The 18,002-nt window shown below is 48.3% G+C and carries 19 protein-coding genes; 4 read left to right on the forward strand and 15 right to left on the reverse strand.

The genetic code is table 11. From position 1 onward, the window contains the following. Nucleotides 1-159 precede the first annotated feature (159 nt). Entirely contained in the window at nucleotides 160-465 is a 306-nt protein-coding gene (locus ED901_RS11000; protein WP_122095900.1) for a hypothetical protein, read from the reverse strand. 231 nt (nucleotides 466-696) lie between these two features. Between ED901_RS11000 and ED901_RS11005 the strand changes: the two genes are divergently transcribed. Both ED901_RS11005 and ED901_RS11015 read left to right on the forward strand, forming a co-directional pair. Next, nucleotides 697-1,410 carry a DUF2461 domain-containing protein gene (locus tag ED901_RS11005; RefSeq protein WP_056771397.1) on the forward strand — a complete coding sequence of 238 codons (714 nt, stop codon included), beginning with the start codon at nucleotides 697-699 and terminating at the stop codon, nucleotides 1,408-1,410. A gap of 1,511 nt (nucleotides 1,411-2,921) precedes the next feature. After that, on the forward strand, nucleotides 2,922-3,629 hold the full coding sequence (locus ED901_RS11015; RefSeq protein ID WP_122095902.1) for an SOS response-associated peptidase family protein: 708 nt from the start codon (nucleotides 2,922-2,924) through the stop codon (nucleotides 3,627-3,629). Here the strand turns inward: ED901_RS11015 and ED901_RS11020 are convergent. The 6 genes from ED901_RS11020 to ED901_RS11045 all read right to left on the reverse strand — a co-directional run bounded on the left by ED901_RS11020 (nucleotide 3,626) and on the right by ED901_RS11045 (nucleotide 12,272). Continuing rightward, complete coding sequence (locus ED901_RS11020) at nucleotides 3,626-4,891, reverse strand: Y-family DNA polymerase (protein WP_122095903.1); 1,266 nt, start codon at nucleotides 4,889-4,891, stop codon at nucleotides 3,626-3,628. The two genes, ED901_RS11015 and ED901_RS11020, sit on opposite strands and share 4 nt — an antisense overlap. Beyond that, nucleotides 4,891-5,313, reverse strand: a complete 423-nt coding sequence (gene umuD, locus ED901_RS11025) for a translesion error-prone DNA polymerase V autoproteolytic subunit (RefSeq protein ID WP_122096116.1) — start codon at nucleotides 5,311-5,313, stop codon at nucleotides 4,891-4,893. The genes ED901_RS11020 and umuD overlap by 1 nt, the downstream gene beginning before the upstream one ends. 111 nt (nucleotides 5,314-5,424) lie before the next feature. Further along, on the reverse strand, nucleotides 5,425-6,960 hold the full coding sequence (locus ED901_RS11030) for a pyocin knob domain-containing S74 family peptidase (protein WP_122095904.1): 1,536 nt from the start codon (nucleotides 6,958-6,960) through the stop codon (nucleotides 5,425-5,427). Between the two features lie 60 nt (nucleotides 6,961-7,020). Continuing rightward, a complete protein-coding gene (locus ED901_RS11035; RefSeq protein WP_122095905.1) occupies nucleotides 7,021-7,257 on the reverse strand; it encodes a cor protein in 237 nt (78 codons plus the stop codon). 124 nt (nucleotides 7,258-7,381) lie between these two features. Beyond that, nucleotides 7,382-8,056: a hypothetical protein gene (locus ED901_RS11040; RefSeq protein ID WP_122095906.1), complete on the reverse strand. Its 675-nt coding sequence runs from the start codon at nucleotides 8,054-8,056 to the stop codon at nucleotides 7,382-7,384. A 316-nt stretch (nucleotides 8,057-8,372) separates the two neighbouring features. Beyond that, a complete protein-coding gene (locus ED901_RS11045) occupies nucleotides 8,373-12,272 on the reverse strand; it encodes a phage tail protein (protein ID WP_122095907.1) in 3,900 nt (1,299 codons plus the stop codon). 161 nt (nucleotides 12,273-12,433) lie between these two features. Between ED901_RS11045 and ED901_RS11050 the strand changes: the two genes are divergently transcribed. Further along, a complete protein-coding gene (locus tag ED901_RS11050; protein WP_122095908.1) occupies nucleotides 12,434-12,640 on the forward strand; it encodes a hypothetical protein in 207 nt (68 codons plus the stop codon). Nucleotides 12,641-12,655: 15 nt separating this feature from the next. Here the strand turns inward: ED901_RS11050 and ED901_RS11055 are convergent, their stop codons facing one another. Both ED901_RS11055 and ED901_RS11060 read right to left on the reverse strand, forming a co-directional pair. Then, nucleotides 12,656-13,270: a tail assembly protein gene (locus ED901_RS11055; RefSeq protein ID WP_122095909.1), complete on the reverse strand. Its 615-nt coding sequence runs from the start codon at nucleotides 13,268-13,270 to the stop codon at nucleotides 12,656-12,658. 54 nt (nucleotides 13,271-13,324) lie between these two features. Continuing rightward, complete coding sequence (locus ED901_RS11060; protein WP_122095910.1) at nucleotides 13,325-13,720, reverse strand: hypothetical protein; 396 nt, start codon at nucleotides 13,718-13,720, stop codon at nucleotides 13,325-13,327. A 157-nt stretch (nucleotides 13,721-13,877) separates the two neighbouring features. Here ED901_RS11060 and ED901_RS11065 point away from each other — a divergent pair, with 157 nt between their 5' ends. Then, on the forward strand, nucleotides 13,878-14,213 hold the full coding sequence (locus ED901_RS11065) for a YebF family protein (protein WP_122095911.1): 336 nt from the start codon (nucleotides 13,878-13,880) through the stop codon (nucleotides 14,211-14,213). A 27-nt stretch (nucleotides 14,214-14,240) separates the two neighbouring features. Here ED901_RS11065 and ED901_RS11070 read toward each other — a convergent pair whose 3' ends face one another. From ED901_RS11070 to ED901_RS11095, 6 genes are all read right to left on the reverse strand, one after another. Next, entirely contained in the window at nucleotides 14,241-15,053 is an 813-nt protein-coding gene (locus ED901_RS11070; RefSeq protein ID WP_122095912.1) for a lipid II-degrading bacteriocin, read from the reverse strand. A gap of 165 nt (nucleotides 15,054-15,218) precedes the next feature. Beyond that, a complete protein-coding gene (locus tag ED901_RS11075; protein WP_122095913.1) occupies nucleotides 15,219-15,626 on the reverse strand; it encodes a hypothetical protein in 408 nt (135 codons plus the stop codon). 93 nt (nucleotides 15,627-15,719) lie between these two features. Further along, nucleotides 15,720-16,052 carry a hypothetical protein gene (locus ED901_RS11080; protein WP_122095914.1) on the reverse strand — a complete coding sequence of 111 codons (333 nt, stop codon included), beginning with the start codon at nucleotides 16,050-16,052 and terminating at the stop codon, nucleotides 15,720-15,722. A 116-nt stretch (nucleotides 16,053-16,168) separates the two neighbouring features. Beyond that, the gene (locus ED901_RS11085) at nucleotides 16,169-16,879 is read right to left on the reverse strand and encodes a C40 family peptidase (protein WP_122095915.1); all 711 of its coding nucleotides are present in this window, start codon (nucleotides 16,877-16,879) and stop codon (nucleotides 16,169-16,171) included. Nucleotides 16,880-16,883: 4 nt separating this feature from the next. Continuing rightward, nucleotides 16,884-17,636 carry a phage minor tail protein L gene (locus ED901_RS11090; RefSeq protein WP_122095916.1) on the reverse strand — a complete coding sequence of 251 codons (753 nt, stop codon included), beginning with the start codon at nucleotides 17,634-17,636 and terminating at the stop codon, nucleotides 16,884-16,886. Nucleotides 17,637-17,650: 14 nt separating this feature from the next. Next, entirely contained in the window at nucleotides 17,651-17,992 is a 342-nt protein-coding gene (locus ED901_RS11095) for a phage tail protein (RefSeq protein WP_122095917.1), read from the reverse strand. Nucleotides 17,993-18,002: the final 10 nt, after the last annotated feature.

An 18,002-nucleotide genomic window follows, 5' to 3' on the forward strand; every position in this document is an offset into this window, starting at 1 on the left:
GATTGTTACCGTTGATCTTGATCAGGGTTCTATGGATTTTACTCATAAACAGAAGATTTAAAGGGATAAGCCCTTTGGCGCATGACAGAAAGGGAATATGCAGATGGTAAATTTCATGCGTTATTCGCGTAGGATTTTGTCACCCCATGATAACTTTACTTACCGCTCCAAAATCTCCTGAACCCAATCATTCCAGCAATCGCACCCAAGTTGCGACTCGATGGTATTAGGCTTGTTTTCAATCCACCACGCTTTCACCACGTCATATTCAGAGAGGGTCAGTGCGAAGCGCCGCCAACGTCCCATCCGGCCATCTTGATCGCAGGGATCACTGCCCGCCAGGAAGAATTCATTCAGGAAAGGCAACGGAGGAAAATAGCCAGAACCGCTGATGATACCAAATATGCCGTAAAGCACGTTGGTATTATCCTCTAAGACGCGCTTAGCATTATTAATATTATCCATATAAATCCCTGCGGCTGATGTTTACCCTATTATATTGCTCTGAATTATATTTAACAGAATAAGTCTGCTCCATGGCCGCCAGCTCCCACCTGATTCTGGCAGGCTTTCAGGCGCCCACTGCGTTTTCCTCGGTTGTCAGAAAAATTTTTGCTTTTCAGTTTGCACTGAGCCGTCTCTGGCGTCAGGATCTCCTCTGATTCTTTTCATGGCAGTGATTAAGGCTTATCGATAATGACGACCCAGACACCTGAAACGCCGGTTCCGGCAGGGACAATTTTTAGCGCAGCCGGTTTGCAATTTCTGAATAAACTCGCACAAAACAACTCCCGCGACTGGTTCAAAGCGAATCAGGATGAATACGAAAATACGCTGAGAACCCCCGCACTGCGGTTTATCGAACACATGCAGCCAGAGATTATTGCCATTTCCCCGAGGCTGACTGCCGTCGCCAGAAAAGTGGGCGGCAGCCTTATGCGTCCGCAGCGGGACAGCCGTTTCAGCAAAGATAAAACGCCTTACAAAACCAATGTCGGCATCCAGTTTCGCCATTTTCAGGGCAAAGATGTCCACGCCCCCGGACTCTATCTGCACATTGCCGAAGATAACTGTTTTCTCGCGGCGGGGATCTGGCATCCGGAATCTAAAGCGTTAAATGCGATCCGTACGTGCATTGATGAGAATCCGAACGCCTACAAGAAAGCCCTTAAGACATTGCACGACAACGGTTTCGTGATGGATGGCGATAGCCTGATTCGTCCGCCAAAAGGCTACGACAAAAACCACCCGTTGTTAGAGGAATTAAAGCGCAAAGATTTTATCGCGATTAAAAATATCGCCTTCGAGGATTTGTGCAAACCTGATGTGGTCGAGTTTTGCGCGGCACAGTTCAGGCACTGTGCGCCGCTGATGGCTTACCTGTGTTTTGCACTTGAGCTGGATTTCTGAGGCAACAGGAAGAGCAGTACAGGACATCTTGCACACTGAATTTCAGGCATAAAAAAAGACGCCAGCGGGCGTCTGTTTTTTTCGGTTTTACACCGCGAAGATGGTACGCCCTACAGGGCTCGAACCTGTGACCTACGGCTTAGAAGTTCTAAGAACCGTGCTATAAATCATTAACTTACCGCATGAAACCTCGCTCACACGTCCCATCATGCAAAAAGATGACAAGCGTTCTCAACGCTCGTCATTTCTTATGCGTCCCATCTTTGTCCCATCCTCTTCAGAAGCCTTGTTTTCCACAAGATAGCTAAACCCCACTTAATTACTAAAGATTAGCGTTTAGCTTAGAGCATGGAAAATTGCCTTATTCAAAACCTTGCACTATTCTCAAAACAGCTGACATAAGATCAGCAAGCCTGCCAAGGCCATGAACACCTACCTACTGATAGCCTGACGTTAACTCGGGCTTTTTTTTGGACTGAAATCTGACAATCAATGCATATCAGACTACCTTAACTCAGCTGACATAAGCGCAGCAAGCCTGTAAAGCCAAACCATTCATACCCTTACAAAAGCCAGCCTAGACAACGGGCTTTTTTTTTACCTGCTTAATGATGAATATCTAAGCATTAGCTAATCTTTAGAGTGGGTGGAGTAACCGCCATCCAGAAGCGTAATATTGATACCTTTGATTTTTGCCCGCTGTCCAAGCGGGCTTTTTTTAACGCTAAAGGACACTGAAATTTCTTTAATTTCAAAACTCAATTCATTAAGCCAAATTTTCAATAGCTACTAATATGTTTTCGGGAGCATCGCTCTCGTTCCAAAACTAAATTTAGTGGCGATTCACTGGCCTTCGTTCGCGGGGGCTTTTTTACGCCCTAACATTACCCCATTGAGCGAATACAGCCACTTATGGGTAGTATCCTATAGATTGGATAATTATTATCACGCTACGCTTATCCCGTTCTACCCGAACAGATTACGAATGTAGAAACTGATGTTTATTGCCCGCCTGCCGCGGGCTTTTTTTATGATTTCTTTATCAGTAAATCCACTGCATGCCTATATCTGTTCTGGTATTGCATATGTGTAACTTTATGATGCTGCCTTTCAAGATATGTAATTAGGCTCTCTACACTCAACACTTTCCCCTGCTCAAGCACAGCCAACACTGCGTCGCCAATTTCTCTTCTGACTAATAAATTTTCTTCTTCAGTCTGCATATCAACCTCAAGTAGTTTTTCACTGAGATTAGCACACTGATTTGCCTAAACCTTCAAATACCCGGCTTGTCACAGAACGAGTCATTCTTCGCATTATAGATGATAAGTCTCCCTACTCCCGATCATGAACTCACCCTCAGTTAACGCTTCGCCGAACTCAATGAAGACATTCTTCTCGTCCTGCGATTCGATGCCGCGACGCGGTGCAGATAACCTCTGCAGCCAGTGCTTTTATTTGTGCAAGCAATTTCCACCTATACTTAAAGACCGCCAATGGAGGATTTTTATATGTGTGGACGCTTCACTCAGTACGAACCACGATCTCATTACATTGAAGTTATCTCTCCTGATAAAGAATTCGCCAGTGGCATTGATGACATACCGCTCGACCGTTACAACGTAGCACCCGGTACCCGCGTCCTTTTGCTCAATCAGCGCGAGGATAAAATATTTCTCGATCCTGTTAACTGGGGATATCAACCTGGCTGGGCGAAGGAATCAAAGCGGCCACCGATGATCAATGCGCGTGTTGAAACTGTGGCTACGAGCAGGATGTTTAGACCGTTGTTCGAGCATGGACGTGCATTAGTGATGGCCGATGGTTGGTATGAGTGGAAGAAGGATCCTTCTGACACGAAAATAAAACAGCCTTATTTTATTTATCACAAATCTCACACTCCCTTGTTCTTTGCAGCTATTAGCCGGTTCCATCCTGAAGCTGAAGATGCGCCTGATGATGACGGATTTGTGATTATCACAGCCGCCAGCGATGAGGGCTTGTTAGATATTCATGACCGCCGGCCGCTGGTACTTGATCGCGATCAGGCGCTTGAATGGCTCGACGGCGATACCCTGCCAGAACGCGCGCTAGAAATTGCAGAAAAGGAGTCGATTCCGCCTTCTGCATTCGACTGGCATCCAGTTACGAAGAAGGTAGGTAGCATCAGGAATAACGGTCCGGAACTCATTGAGCCTATAAATGACCCGCTTGTTTAAACTCTAACGCGCATCAGGTCACTAAAACGCGTCGTGTAAGCGGGAGACAGCATCTGGCGTTTCATTTCCCATGTTTTTTGTATGCCCTGACCTGCAAACCACACCCGTCCTTTTCCGCTGTGATTGATCCCATCGAGAACAGCCATGAGTTGCTCACTGTTAGAACGTGGTTTGTACTCATCAAAAAGGCCAAGCTGGGCAACTCCCTGACTGTAGAAATCCCCCAGCATCACACCGCATTTCTGAAACCTGTGGCCATCCTGCCAGATTGCATCAAGGCATTTGGTTGCGGCAGCCACTATATCCCGGCTGTCTTGGGTGGGTATCTGCAGCTTAGTGCCAGCTGTCTTACCAAAGTAGACCTCATTCACAGCAAAAGGACTCGTTTTAACGAACGCTGATATATGGCGACAATATTGACGCTCACCGCGCAGCTTCTCTGCTGCCCTCACTGCATGACTGCATATTGCTTCACGCATCAGCTCATATTCTGTCACGCGATCACCAAATGAACGGGAACAGACGATCTGCTGTTTAGTGGGAGCAAACTCTTCAAGTTCTAAACAGGGTTCACCGCGCAACTCACGCACAGTACGCTCAAGCACGATATTGAAATGCTTACGTATGAGCGGCGTCGGCGCATCGGCCAGTTGCAGGGCTGTCTTTATGCCCATGTCATTAAGCTTTTTCGATATACGCCTGCCCACACCCCACACATCCCCAACTTCGACTAAGGCCATAAGCTTACGTTGTCTTGCAAGTAGAGAAAGGTCAACAACACCTCCTGTCTTCGTCCATTTCTTTGCAGCATGGTTAGCCAACTTAGCAAGAGTCTTAGTCGGCGCAATGCCTACGCCAACCGTGAGCCCAGTCCATTGCAGAACTTTCGCCCTCACTTCGCGCCCGAACTCTTCCAGATTTTGACAATTACTGACGCCCTGTAAATTCATGAAGGCTTCGTCAATAGAATAGACCTCGACCGCCGGAGACATTTCCTCAAGCACAGTCATGACACGTGAGCTCATGTCTGCATAAAGCGCATAGTTGCTGCTGAATGTGACAATATTGTGCTTGTCGAAAAGGTCACGCATTTTGAAAAATGGATCACCCATCTTGATGCCAAGCTTTTTAGCCTCAGCACTTCTGGCAATGACACAGCCGTCGTTGTTGCTGAGAACCACCACAGGTCGCCCCTTTAAGTCCGGCCTGAACACAGTTTCGCAACTGGCATAGAAGCTGTTCACATCAGCCAGGGCAAACATTATTGAAATCCGTTAATGCTGAAGGTGACGACGCCGAAGACTTCCAACTCATCACCGCCGTCATGTAAGACAATTGGGGGGAAATCGGGATTCATAGGCACGAGCTGAAAGACTGGGTGCGTACAAAGCCGTTTGACTGTGTATTCTCCTCCCAATGAAGCGATGATTATGTCACCGTGTTTTGCCTGCAGGCTGCGGTCAACAACAAGCAATGATCCCTCATAGATGCCCGCATCCATCATGCTCATGCCTGTTGCCATTACAAAGTAAGTCGCTGCGGGGTGATTCACACAAAGTTCATTTAAATCAATACCTTTCTCAATATAGTCTTGTGCTGGAGAAGGAAATCCTGCCTGTACTTTATCTTGAAAGAAAGGGATCAGGAGCTTTATTGGCTCAGGAATTGGGTAAAAGATATTCATAATTCGCGCCCATAAATACTGTTCATGCATACAGTATAATCATGGGCATTACGTGCTGAAAAGCCCGATCATCAACATTTCTGTTATGCCGCTGATCGGCAAGGGAAGAATTTATGTGGAGGGTTCTTCATAATCTTCGGAGCTGGGCACGGTAATGATAGGCGGCGCTTCTTTCCATGGGTCCTCATTTTCAATCGCGGTATTTTTAATAACTTTGGATTGATCTTTGATGCTTGCGATCAGCGCTCTTGCATCATCCGGCTTGTCCAGTGCCAACTCCACCAGTTCGAATAGAGTCTTGATAGCCTCCGTGTGATACGCCGCTGCAGCGCCTGCTGTGTTCAGGTATTTGAAGTTGGGGATAACGGTACCGTCGCTAAACTTCCTGTCCCCGTTGTAGGTAATCGCCTCTTTACATGCCCGTTCCACGTCCTGCGCAATCAGCCCGACTTCTCTTCCCCCGTCTTTTTTACCGTAGATAGAACCGTTAAAAGTTAGAACGGATGCTAATGCGTTTTTTACTTTTTCAATGTCGAACTTGTGACGGATATCAGATCCAGATGTCCAGGTGCCGGACGCTGTCGCATTGCCGCCTCGGAGAAACTCCCATCCGCCGCCTCCAGACAACGCGACGAAATAAGACTGAATTGTAGTATCTCCAGCTCGCCGTATACCTGTCTGAGCAAGTTCGTTATACCAGCGGTAAACTGTCCAACCTATAGGATTCCCCACGCCACCGCCTGATGTGACGTTATTTATTTCTACTCGGTTGTTCTCTCCTGCCGCTACGGCTAAACCTGCAGCAGCACCAGCGGTTAGTGAACCTGAAACGGCTCCGCCTGCTGTAGAAAATGCGCCTAATGCTGCCCTTGCGGCGGCGGCGGTTGCAGCACCTGTTCCACCGTTTACAATCGGCAAGGTGCCATTAACGCCAGAACCAAGAGGCACTTGTATTTTGCCGTACTGAGGAACCCATTCAGACCAGTTAGGGGATGCAGGGGTGAATGCACCCGTCAAACCACGGGTATATGTCTCTCCTTGAAAGGAGATGTACATTTGCTGGCAGCCATAGGCTGATTTAGTCACATAGAGCGTCCCGGCTTTTGCAATCGGGTATCCGTTGGCAACGATCGCATTGGCGTTTGCTGTCTGGTAGTAAATATTGAAATCAGTCACATTCCCCAGACTGTTTGGCGTCACTGTGGCATTCAGAAGGCCACCGTCGGTATAAGCTTTCGCCATGTCAGACGTCAGTTTTGCAAAACTACTGATGTTTACGACCGTTCCATCAGGAGCCGTTACACTGACAGCGCCAGTTCCGGTCATGATTTGCTGCCAGCCGTCCATCTGTGACTGGTAGTAACCCAGCTGCGCGGCCAAGCGTTTGGAAAAGTCAGGTATCGAATCCGTATAAAAGCTCATCACCGCGTAAGCAGAGCCAGCGGCCACGGTTCCGGCAGAGGTCGTGAGGGTAAGGTGATTAGCATCCTCCACGCTGGCAATCTCATAGATTTTAACGGTGCCCGATGCCGGAAGCAGAAAGGCTTGCCCCGGTCCGATGCCGAACTTAGCATCTAAAAAGTTAGTGCCAGTGCCGGTGACTTTTGTTGCCGCTACGGCGACTGTGCCTGTTTTATACCAAGCCATGTTGACGTTACTCCAGATAATAAAAAACCCGCCGAAGCGGGTCTGTTTAGGTTGGGTAATTTATTTTTCACACGTCGTCGATGTGAAGTTTGATCTGCTAACCCAGCGCCAGCCAAAAGGGTCACCAGCTTTATACTGGGTTTGGCTGGCGACCTTGCGTACGCCATAAATCTGTACGGTAGTTTCCTGCCCTGCGATCAATGCCGTTCCAGAACAGACGGGCGCCTGCTTCTCAAGAATGCCTGAGCACCCGGAAACCAAAACCGCCAGACCAATTACCATCATAATTTTTGTCATTTTTCTGTCCCACGAATATCGATGACAGAACGATAACAACGATATTTATGAGGGTATAATTGGTTTAATAGATCAATTACTTGAAATTGATCGTTCAAAACGATCGTTGAATCCAATTCATTGATTAGTAAGCAGATACATCAAGTGCGTACACCACGTCGTTTGAGTTTGCATAGCCAACATTCTCGAGCTGATCACCTCCCGGACTGTCTGTCTGGGTAGAGGATATTCGAGTAGTTGACCCGTTGAAGTATGCATAGGTCTGAATGGGTGACTGGAAAGGGCGCGTTGCGCCCCCAGAATGAATAACGCCGACCATTAAGCCAGTCATCTGTGGCATTACCGCGTAATTTCCGCTGAGTGTGGTATCGATGTTGTACCCCAGGTTGGCCGGATTACCCGGCGTTCCAACAGCAATGGGTGGATTCATCACCTTGGTTTCATTGGTCAGTATGCACTGTCCCTGAGCGTCGTTTATCGCTATCCCCCACGCCGGTTTCGGCTGGGGAATGACGATGCCAAAAATATAAACAGTGACATTACCTACGCTGCCGCCGGCAAGTCTGCCTACCGTAAGCGTATATACACCACTATTATTACTGAGCCTGCCGTAAACACCGGTTACATCGGATTTGAAGGCGACAACAAAGGGGCTCGAGACAGAGACGGCTAAGTTAATCACCCCGCCGCTTCCGCCAAAGTTGTAAACATTCTTTGAGACCAGACTCATCGGCGTCGTTTCTGGCGTTGAGAATGGAATACCATACTCATCGACCAATATTGCCCCGTAATTTGCCATGTCATTGCTTCACTAAGTAAACGATCAGCCAACCTTCAGCTGCCGTGAATGTACCGGTTGAATAATCAGAACCGGCATTTGAGAGGGATACGCCGGTCGTGGAGGTGGTGATTCTTCGCCGGGCCGATGAAAGCTCAGCCCCCATGACCGGCGACTGCATCACGGACACCTTATAACCAGAAGGTACGACATATGACCATGCCCCCGACACCTGGTCTTTTGATAGATAGATTGAGCCCAGTATCAGGATCCTCACCAGCCCCGTGTTATTGGGGGTCCTCGAAGCACTCCATGTTTGAATACCAAAATTCGCCAATCAGAATACCCCCGTCAGTTCCCCGATCTGCACACGCAGGACTCCGTTACCATCTGCAACGCTGATCGTTGTGTTGGTGGTTTTCATCTTGCCACCGCTGCCGGCACCGAAGTTCACAAAGGTACCGGCTTTATCCAGCCGCCAGCCGGAAACATTAGCCACGTAGTTAGTTGACTGAATGAAGTTGCCGATCTTGGCGTTATCAATGGTGCCTTCACCTATAAATGCTTCATTCATGAAAGTCTGCCCATTGCGAATGGCAAAGAACGCTTTTGGTGTACCGTTAACATCAGACATGACTGTGAAATTGCTCGCCAAAAATGCCACGTTCGTTTGCATGCCTTCCGGAGTATTTTCAATGCCAATACCCATGCCCGCTGCATAATAGGTACCATTGCTGGTCACGCCCAACTTTATGCTGTACTGAGCAGACACATTCCCAGCTAAATCAGCCATTGCGCTGGCGGTTGTCTGCACGACGGCATTTGTTTCACTGAATTGAGCTTCTACGGTCTGCTGATACTCAGCAAAGGCTCTGCCCGCATCAGCCTGCGCTGTTTCGGTGGCTGTCACGCGAGCCCGAATAATCCCTGTAGCTGCACGCTGCCCGGTGGCATCTTTGTCATTGGAAAGCGAATTCTCAATAGCCGCTAATGCGGAGCTATCGAAGGAGGCTTCAGTAACGCTGGCAAGGCTTGCGATGGCCTGTTCCGTTGTCGTCTGCGCCGTTTGCAATGAGCCTATCGATGCCGTATTTCCGTCGGTCGTTGTCTTGACGCTGTCAATCCGTGTGCCCAGAGCTGTATCTGCAGTAGAGCGCGCTGTCGCCTCAGACGTTATTGCTGTGGTGTTATTTCCGACCGTCGTTGTCAGGCTATCGATACGATCACCCAGCGCGGTGTCAGCTGTAGCGCGGGCCGTCGCTTCGCTTGTGATAGACGTCGTATTATTTCCAACGGTTGTCGTTAGATTATCAATACGCGTACCCAGCGCCATATCTGCCGTAGCGCGGGCAGTCGTCTCCGTGGTGATTGCAGTTTTATTGTCCCCCACCTGAGCATTAGTCAGATCAATACGCTTGCCCAGCGCCGTATCAGCGGTGGCGCGTGCGGTAGTTTCTGTGGCAATCGCCGTCTTATTACCGTTCGCAGTAGCGGTTACCGCTGAGATCTGCTGAGCCTGATTAACATCATTTTGCTGAAGGATGGTGACCTGTGTGACAACCTGAGCGATTGAAGATGTGCTGCCGCCAGTTATGGCGTCTACCTTTCCTTGCAGGTCGGTATTCACCTGGTTGATATGGTCGTTGGCGTCAGCAATAGACTGCTCAGCGGCTGCAACAGAGTCATTAAGTTCAGAAACGGTTCCTTCTACTGAGTCCACCCTTGATGTGAGCTGTTTACCGGCTTCAGTCGATAAAAATTCATCGCTAATGTAATCGAGAATATCGCTGGCATCAGAACTGGATACGCCACGAATGCTCCCCGTCCATCCCCCTTGATTACCAATTTTGTCGACCAACCTGGCACGGAACCAGAACTCGCGGCCTGCAGCCAGCCCCGGCATGGTGTATGTACTCAGCGGATAAGGTGCATCCGTCAACAGCTGCGGCGCTGCAAAATCCGAGGTCAGGCTGTATTGAATTTCAGTCTGCTGCGTATCCTCGGCTCCGGCAGGGAATCCCCAGTTCAATGTGATCCCAAATACGATTGCCGTGGCGGCGAAACCTACCGGTACCGGCGGCATACCGATCTTGCCAGATAGAGAGGTCAATACTGAATAACCCCACGAAGAGGAAATTTCTGCAGCATTAATGGCGCGGACCCGCACCAGGTATTTTCCTGAGTAAATACCTGAAACATCGAATGAGTTAGTGGAAGATCGGGCAACAGATACCCAGTTTCCATCATCTTTCCGCCATTGGGCATCGTAAGCAATCGCGCCGTCAGCTTTATCCCATGTGGCATGCAGCGTGGCCACAGAGAGCCCCTGAATCACGGTCGACGTATTGCTGACGGTGATGTTTGCCGGTATAGCCTGCGTTCCGGCAGGCACAACGCTTATCGGACGGTCGTCAATCACAGCACCGGTGTCGATACGGGCGTATTTATCAGGATCGTGGTAAGCGGCAGTGATGGTAAATGTGTTGTCGTTATTGTCTTTTCGACCGACAACGCGATATTGCTGAACGTAAAGAGATTCAGATTCAACTACCCAAACGGATTCTACCCGCGGCACTTCCCCGAAAGCCGTCGTCACTGTGAGCACCTTACCGCTGACCGACTGGATTGTCCGGCTCTGCGATGCACCAGACGGCAGGTTTAACAGGAGGCGGTCACCTGCAACAGCATCCGGCACGCGATCAAGCGTTATTGCTCTGCCATTTACCGAACTGATACGTCCGCCAGTCACTTTGCCGGAAAGCAGCTCGTCAGCAATACCGATAATGTAGCCAGGCAAAGGGATCATGCCGTCCAGCCCAACATCAAAAGACACCAGTCGGTCTTTGTTGTTGGTGAGGATCCCCCAACGGCCTTTCCGGTTTGCTTCCGACTGGCGCGTGCACCCAATAGCAGTAAGCTCGAGCTGATTGAAGCCGTAGCGTGTCACTAAATCCTGCTCGAAAACAGGCTCCATCGCGTCACTGTAAGCATTATCAGGGTCAGACCATGAAACCAAAGCGGTCGTATAACGTGCCTTTGTGGTGCTGCTGGAGTACGTGAACAAACCATCAATGACGTTGGCTCGGGTGTAGTTGTAATCGATGTCCCGTGGCATGTCCGCTAGCGCAACCAACTGATTATTGCCCCAGTAGGTCATGCCGCGGAAGATGGCCGCAAAGTCACGAAGTACATTGAACGCGCTGTTCCTGTCTTGCACGTACACATTGCAGATATAACGAGGCTCGGTTCCACTCCCCCCGCGACCGTCCGGCACCATTTGATCGCAGTATTGCGAGACGCGGTAAAGCTCCCACTTATCAATATTGTCAGCAGTGAGCCGCTGGCCGAGACCAAAGCGGTTATTAACGACAATGTCGTAAAAGATCCACGTTGGGTTATCAGTCCAGGCCCATTTAAACGTACCATCCCAGGTACCTGAATATGACCGGGTCACAGGGTCGTAAGTTGTCGGGACGCGAACCACGCGCCCTTTCGGCTCGCATGAAATCTGAGGGATAGATCCGTTGAACTGGCTGGAGTCGAATTCGATGTAGAGCAGTGCGGTATTCGGGTACCGAAGTTTGGCATCAATGACTTCGGTATAGCTCTCGATTGTCATCTTATCGCCGATCAGCGAGCTGGTTGAATCAGCTGTCAGGCGTCGCACGCGCAGCGTCCACGTTGATGCTGACTGTGGCAGATCAATACGGCGGCTGCGCTCGTAGCCGGTAGTGGTTTTACCACTGACGGACTCGGTCAAAATATTCCGCCAGGTACCACCATCCGTCTGCAGGTCGATCGCGTACTGAACCGTAAAACCGTTAATGTCCCCTGAATTCGATTGCTGGTACAAAGACGGCCATTTCAAACGCACGCGGGCGGCAGAGAGCTGCGAGTTACTGAAGGTATGAGTCCACGGCTTAACCGTCGTTATTTCGGTACTGACGCTGATCTCGTTTTCGGTACCGGGAACGCCCTGAATATAAGTCTGATCCTGAGTGCCTGAACGAAACTCCCACGCAACGCCGCTGAAGTTGCTGCTGCCGTCGGCGTTGGTGATCGCCGTACCGTCGAGAAAAATGCTGGTACCATCAAGCTCGCCACTGAGTTCTCCCTCGGCCAGCGCCAGAAGAACCTTTGCTTTAGCAACTGACTGCAGATCATCTGGTGCTTCAGTGGGTGTTCTTGGGGAAGAGCTGCCGCCTTTGCGGCCTTTGATTGCGGTAGCTGTTGCCATATTGCGCCCATAAAAAAAGCCGCACTTAGGCGGCTGGATTGGAATGACTGATCGAATATCAGGATGTTGCTAATTTGCTGATGAGGATATGTTAGATGTGAGATATCACATGCTCAGGGCATGCCAAACATACTTTAAAGATAATACTCAGCGAGGATAATATGCCGCTTGTTAATAGGAAGATTCATCTCAACTGTAAATTCGAAGACCTAAAAGATGCAGAAAAAGAAGTGGTTCAGCTAAAGATGGTTATTGGCTTACTTATTGCCAAAATGCCATTAGACCAACGAGAGAATATTATTCTTGAGTTAAATGGCTTTGGACTTGGAGATTTTGCTAAGCAATTCACTCAGTTCGTCATTGAGTAAATAACGAGAAAAACCTTACTGCTGATCCTCAGCATAGATACCAGCAGAGATAATAGCCCCGCCGATGCGCCGCTTGCCGTAAAGCAGCGGTACCGGATTACCTTGAGCGGTGGTATTGGTCACGCCGCCGAACGCGTAGGAGGCTTTGTTATCGGCATCCTGTTTACTCGCCAGGCCTCCAGCCTGCGGGGATAGCATTTGGATGACGCCGCCGAGAGCCATGGCCGAGCCTACTTTAACCATTCCTGCGCCAATAACCCCACCAACCCCTGTCCAAGATGTCATTACCCCCACAATCGCACCAATCGCGACTAAAGCCACCCCTAAGACAGTTTGAAACATTCCCGCTTGCTTGCTTCCTATAATCACTGGGGCAATCCTTATATCAGTAGAACTATTATCCATTTCAAGCTCAGGTAACATGAGATTTCTTTTCCCACTGAAAACTGAATAAGTCAGGCCCCGTCGCTGACTCGTATTAAGGAACTGTTCAAACCCAGGCAACACTACACATAACGCTTTTACTGCTTCTTTGGGTGTTTTAACTGCCATTCTGTGCACTCTTCCAAAAGTAGCGCCAAGGACACCATAAAGCCGTATTGTGCGAATTTCTTGATTAAGATTTTGCATGTTGCATCTATAAAAAAGGCTGCCTATAGGCAGCCTGATTGGACATAAGGAATATTATTTGATTTGCCACATTCGATATTGGCCGACTGCGCCAATTTCTGTTTCATATTCTTTGTATTTACCATCAGCAGTGACAGCTAGTGATTTAGACCACTCCGTTAAGGCACAAGAGAATCTAACCTTCATTGAATGCACACCTGGAGTTAAATAAAGATCTGCATACTGATTTTGTTGCAGCCCAGCAGCTTCTTTTTCATCAATGAATACGAGAAGAGGACATCCATCACCAAGCGCAGATCCAGACAATTGTTTGGCACGATGGATCCGTATTTTTGTTTTATCAGATGATTGCTCGCTAAACCCTTCATCCACGTTTTTAGTTGGCTCGTATGGTTTTGCCGCACACCCCGCCAGCCCGAGCGCCAGCACTGCTATGAGTAGTTCTTTCATCATTATCCCTCTATGTTCAGGCAGTAATGATAGCTGAAAGTTTTAATTTTAAACCGCAAAATCAGTGACATCTGCTAACATTACGCAGTTGTATGAATAAGGTTGATAAGTATCAATTTGAAGAAGTACTCTTACTGCGTGAAAGTAAAGGATTGTTATGAAGAAGAAATTTATCGTTATGGTGTTACCGGCATTGTGGTTAATGAATATTTCCACTGCGGCCAGCGCATCAAAGTCAGTGTGTAGCAACATCACTCTCGATCAGGCTATAAACGCGGTAAAAGATGACTATTATCATAAACGCATTGAGCGTTGGACAAACGACCTTACTCTGTTAGGCACATCTAAACCACAGCTCAATTTTGATAAGAGCAAAGTGCAAATTACCGATGTTTTTCTCCTTCCATTCACCGCGAAGGGAGAGAAATCTTCTAAACAATATTTCGCAACTTACCAATGCAAAAACGGTGAAATTGAATATTCTTCAAAATAAGATAAGCCACCTTACGGTGGCTATTTTTCATCGAAAACCTGTACCTTTGACCGCAACCTGCCCAGGCATAGAAATTTGGTAGGGTTTACCTTTAGTGTAATTAAGCACTTTTGTTGAAAACTCCCCCATAGGCCCTCGAAAAGTACTAGGGTTTGCATCGTAAATATCATTATAACCGCGGACTACACCATCATAAGTCCATGCACCACTGGACTGAATAGTCAGTTTCCCCTCAGTTTTTAAAGTAACATTCCCCAGATATGACGCCGGAATAATGCCATCTAACATGGTATTTCGATTGAAGTTTTCTGCAATCTGGAAAGTACCTACGCGACCACTGTTTACTATATTCATCACCGGATCGATCTGATTAGGTTGGATACGAAGACCGATGTTTTCAAGTTTTACAAAGCGTTCTTTACCATCACCCCACATATAATGTGCCCATGCAGCAATGGAAGACATTGCAGTACCGCTTAACTCATTTACGCTCTGGGTATTATAGTTAAAGTTACCTGCGCCAGGGCCTAAATGAACAGCATCATAATTGCTCATTTTTGGTTGTTTGACTAAACGGCTATCGGCATAACAGAACGTCGCAACGTTTGAAGCAACTACTTGCATCGTTTTTGGGTCGTTCAAATTATGGGTATCCATATAATTAGATATCCATCTGGCACAACCCTCTGCCACTTTAGATGTCTGATAATATGGAAGTGTTACTTGAAGAAATAACTGTCCAGAATTTGGCCCTTGTGCTGCGTATCCAAAAGATGAATAGCCATTGCCGAGGAAAGTACTTGGAGTGGGCGGAGCCACAATGGTCATTGTATCACTCATAATGCATTCTCTTGTTGATGTAATGAGTAATATTTATATCGAAACAAATCAGATTTAGATATCCACAAGTGTTGTGTCATCCATTGCAAATAAAGTAAAAAGATTACCCCTTACCATGAGTAAAAACCCTCCAAAGAGGGTTTTTATAAAGCAATTTTTGTAATATCAGGGAACCCTGTGCACACGTCCGAACTTGAAGTTCAGAGTAGAGTCGTACATCACGCCTTGCGAGAACATAAATACGTAAAGCTGATTTCCAGTGTAACCACCGTAGCTGTTCTTGGCATTGACCTGAACGCCGGACGCGTGTCCATAAATCACTCCGCCACTCGTTGACGCCATAGATCCATCTTGCGAATAGGCCTTAAAAGGTGGCTCGAATGTGTATCTTGCGGATTCAGGATCCTTTAATGCAGAGGCCATATAATTTTTTATTTGTTGCTGATAGTCATTAGGCAGGCTTCCATAATTAGCGCTTGAAATCTCAACCTGCGAAGGGGGTTTTGGTGCACAAGCAGTTGTTAGGAAAACCGAAGTCATAATTAACGCAGCCAGAAAGATAATTTTTTTCATATTCCTATTCTTGTAAGTAACTGTTCGTTACATGGTAGCAGAGGCTATGAGTAAGATAACGCCCAAAATGCAATGAAAACGCATATAAATTAGTTATTTGTCGGCATTATCTCGATTAGATGTCTTGTATCTTTTAAATTCATCCTGAACAAAACTCAGGCTACTTTTGTTTAAATCCATCCCTTTTCGGCACTTCTCCAGATCGGTTCCAATTTTTTCGTAATCGTCACCAATATTTTTGCTGTTGTTCAAAGTGTCGATCTCTATCCATGCCTTACTCGTATCAGACAAACAATTTAGTCCCTGCACGTTAAACTTTGTCATGTGCCACAGATACGATGGAGCAGACAAAATCAACGGCATGCCAAAGACAGCGGCGAATACAAAACCAATGGCGATTAAAATCATTCTACCTTTCAACCTCATAAGATCCCCTTGCTAGCGTTTTCACATAAGATATTTATCGTCAGTTGAACAAAGACCTACAGGAAAATTACAATGATTTACAGCGAATTGGAAAGCAAAAAGCCCACCTGAGTGGGCTACTCAATGTCCTTGTGGCGCGCGACTTTCATCGTCCTTTCCTGCCAATACCCACCATAAGGCACACGCTGACTCAACCGCCCGTACATGTGATGCAGCATCATATTGCCTTCCAGCAGGATCCCCGCGTGATTCCATTTATCCGATTGAACCTGCATGATCACCAAATCCCCTGCAGCTGGCGCGCCGGAGAACTCCCGAAAACCGCATTCGTACCAGCAATCCTGATAGAAATTATCCGGATACTGTTTTTCCCACCACGGATAATCGACACGGTAATCGTTCAACTCAATGCCGTGCGTCTGCCGGAAATAGCTCATCACCAAACCCCAACAGTCAGTATGTCCCAGCACGAATGGTCGCTCGAGTAACGGCAGTTCCCCGCGCGGCAGGATGGTACGTAAATCCCCCTCCGGCCAGCTGACGATGTGCCAGGGCAATTCAGTGGCGTCACATTGGGCCTTGTCCAGCTCGCTCGGCTGAGTCGTTGCGTCTGGGTGGCTGTGGACTACGGCTATCACCGTTCCCCAGTCCTCCGCGTCAGCATAGCCCTCCGGATCGAGATGGAAATGCTCGGTCGGTTCAGAAGCCAGATTTCGGCATGGGAAGTATTTAATGACTCGCGATTTCTGCACCAGCAGGCCGCAGCACTCCCGCGGATGCTCTGCCTCAGCGTGAGCCATGATGGCCTGAATCAGTTTATCGTCCATAGGGTTAACTCTTCAGTAAACTGGTTCCGGGGAAGCCGCCAAAATCGAGCTCGTTGTTCGCACCAAACCGGCATTTGCAGCCGGACAATGATCCGGGGCAAACATCCCTTGATGGATCATCAACCGGGTTGTTGAATTTGTCGAAATAGGCGGTACCAGAATATGAACAGCCGTTACCCGTCCGGTACCAGCCATTTATCGCCCACACACAGATGGCGTGGATCTGGCGCTTTGGCAGCATTTCCCCCTGCAGGTCCATCGGGCTGCTTAAGGTGAATTCGACGAGCTGATTGTTCTCCTGACTTTTACTGTCGATATAAAAAACACTGAGTTTTTCTTGTGTTGGATCAGCCGTTGGATTGCCGCCCGTGAAATTTCTTGCATCGAGATAATGTTTCAGCGTGTCATGCACGATGACTTTCGCCTGCAGCATATCGTCGTATGCCAGACAGAGCGCCGTAATGCTGCTATTCAAATTAGCAACGGTGAGTTTGGGCTGGGCCGTTGAACCGTCAGTCGAGTCTTCGAGTCCCTCAATCTGTGTCGGCCACGCCGAGTACTCAAGCCCTTGCCACCAGACTGATTTCGGCAGTAATTTGGATTCATCACCACCTGCTGCCGCAATTTCTTCCGGCGTGTGGGGCAGTGTTTCATTGTGAAAGCGCAGAATATCTGCGCCAAATGCAGATCCATCCACTTCGAACAGGCGTAACTTATCGCCCGGCTCCAGCTTCTGGACGTCAGAATTCATGACCATGTGATTGCCTGCTTTCAGACCGAATAAGCCTGCTCAAATGTGAAAGAAACACTCATCGTAGCGCCGCCCGTCGGCATCGCCTTAATCGAGTCTTTCGTTACGCGATATAGACCGGACACGCCATAGGGAGGAGTCCAGACACATGCCTTAATGACATGCGCACGAACGAAGGCGAGGATAGGTTTCATGTCCTTTTCTCTCCCCTGAAAAGTGAGCGGCCACGTCTGGGTTTCGGGGTTGATGCCATCTCCGGCAACCTGTTTATACCCGTCGCCAAACTGAGCGCTGCGCACGCGCCAGTCATAACCCCCCTCAGGTGTTCCCTGCACGCGCCAGCTGAACGTTTCGAGTGCCATAATTTCCTCA

Source organism: Rahnella sp. Larv3_ips, assembly GCF_003697865.1.
Classification (GTDB): Bacteria; Pseudomonadota; Gammaproteobacteria; order Enterobacterales; family Enterobacteriaceae; genus Rahnella; species Rahnella rivi.

Bases quoted from the DNA above. Each gene is read 5' to 3' on its own strand.
- ED901_RS11090 (WP_122095916.1), bottom strand. From the start codon at position 17,636: ATGGTCATGAATTCTGACGTCCAGAAGCTGGAGCCGGGCGATAAGTTA.
- ED901_RS11060 (WP_122095910.1), bottom strand. From the start codon at position 13,720: ATGAAAGAACTACTCATAGCAGTGCTGGCGCTCGGGCTGGCGGGGTGT.
- ED901_RS11095 (WP_122095917.1), bottom strand. From the start codon at position 17,992: ATGGCACTCGAAACGTTCAGCTGGCGCGTGCAGGGAACACCTGAGGGG.
- ED901_RS11050 (WP_122095908.1), top strand. From the start codon at position 12,434: ATGCCGCTTGTTAATAGGAAGATTCATCTCAACTGTAAATTCGAAGAC.
- ED901_RS11005 (WP_056771397.1), top strand. From the start codon at position 697: ATGACGACCCAGACACCTGAAACGCCGGTTCCGGCAGGGACAATTTTT.
- ED901_RS11045 (WP_122095907.1), bottom strand. From the start codon at position 12,272: ATGGCAACAGCTACCGCAATCAAAGGCCGCAAAGGCGGCAGCTCTTCC.
- ED901_RS11020 (WP_122095903.1), bottom strand. From the start codon at position 4,891: ATGTTTGCCCTGGCTGATGTGAACAGCTTCTATGCCAGTTGCGAAACT.
- ED901_RS11075 (WP_122095913.1), bottom strand. From the start codon at position 15,626: ATGAAAAAAATTATCTTTCTGGCTGCGTTAATTATGACTTCGGTTTTC.
- ED901_RS11070 (WP_122095912.1), bottom strand. From the start codon at position 15,053: ATGAGTGATACAATGACCATTGTGGCTCCGCCCACTCCAAGTACTTTC.
- ED901_RS11015 (WP_122095902.1), top strand. From the start codon at position 2,922: ATGTGTGGACGCTTCACTCAGTACGAACCACGATCTCATTACATTGAA.
- ED901_RS11040 (WP_122095906.1), bottom strand. From the start codon at position 8,056: ATGGCAAATTACGGGGCAATATTGGTCGATGAGTATGGTATTCCATTC.
- ED901_RS11065 (WP_122095911.1), top strand. From the start codon at position 13,878: ATGAAGAAGAAATTTATCGTTATGGTGTTACCGGCATTGTGGTTAATG.
- ED901_RS11085 (WP_122095915.1), bottom strand. From the start codon at position 16,879: ATGGACGATAAACTGATTCAGGCCATCATGGCTCACGCTGAGGCAGAG.
- ED901_RS11030 (WP_122095904.1), bottom strand. From the start codon at position 6,960: ATGGCTTGGTATAAAACAGGCACAGTCGCCGTAGCGGCAACAAAAGTC.
- ED901_RS11035 (WP_122095905.1), bottom strand. From the start codon at position 7,257: ATGACAAAAATTATGATGGTAATTGGTCTGGCGGTTTTGGTTTCCGGG.
- ED901_RS11055 (WP_122095909.1), bottom strand. From the start codon at position 13,270: ATGCAAAATCTTAATCAAGAAATTCGCACAATACGGCTTTATGGTGTC.
- umuD (WP_122096116.1), bottom strand. From the start codon at position 5,313: ATGAATATCTTTTACCCAATTCCTGAGCCAATAAAGCTCCTGATCCCT.
- ED901_RS11080 (WP_122095914.1), bottom strand. From the start codon at position 16,052: ATGAGGTTGAAAGGTAGAATGATTTTAATCGCCATTGGTTTTGTATTC.
- ED901_RS11000 (WP_122095900.1), bottom strand. From the start codon at position 465: ATGGATAATATTAATAATGCTAAGCGCGTCTTAGAGGATAATACCAAC.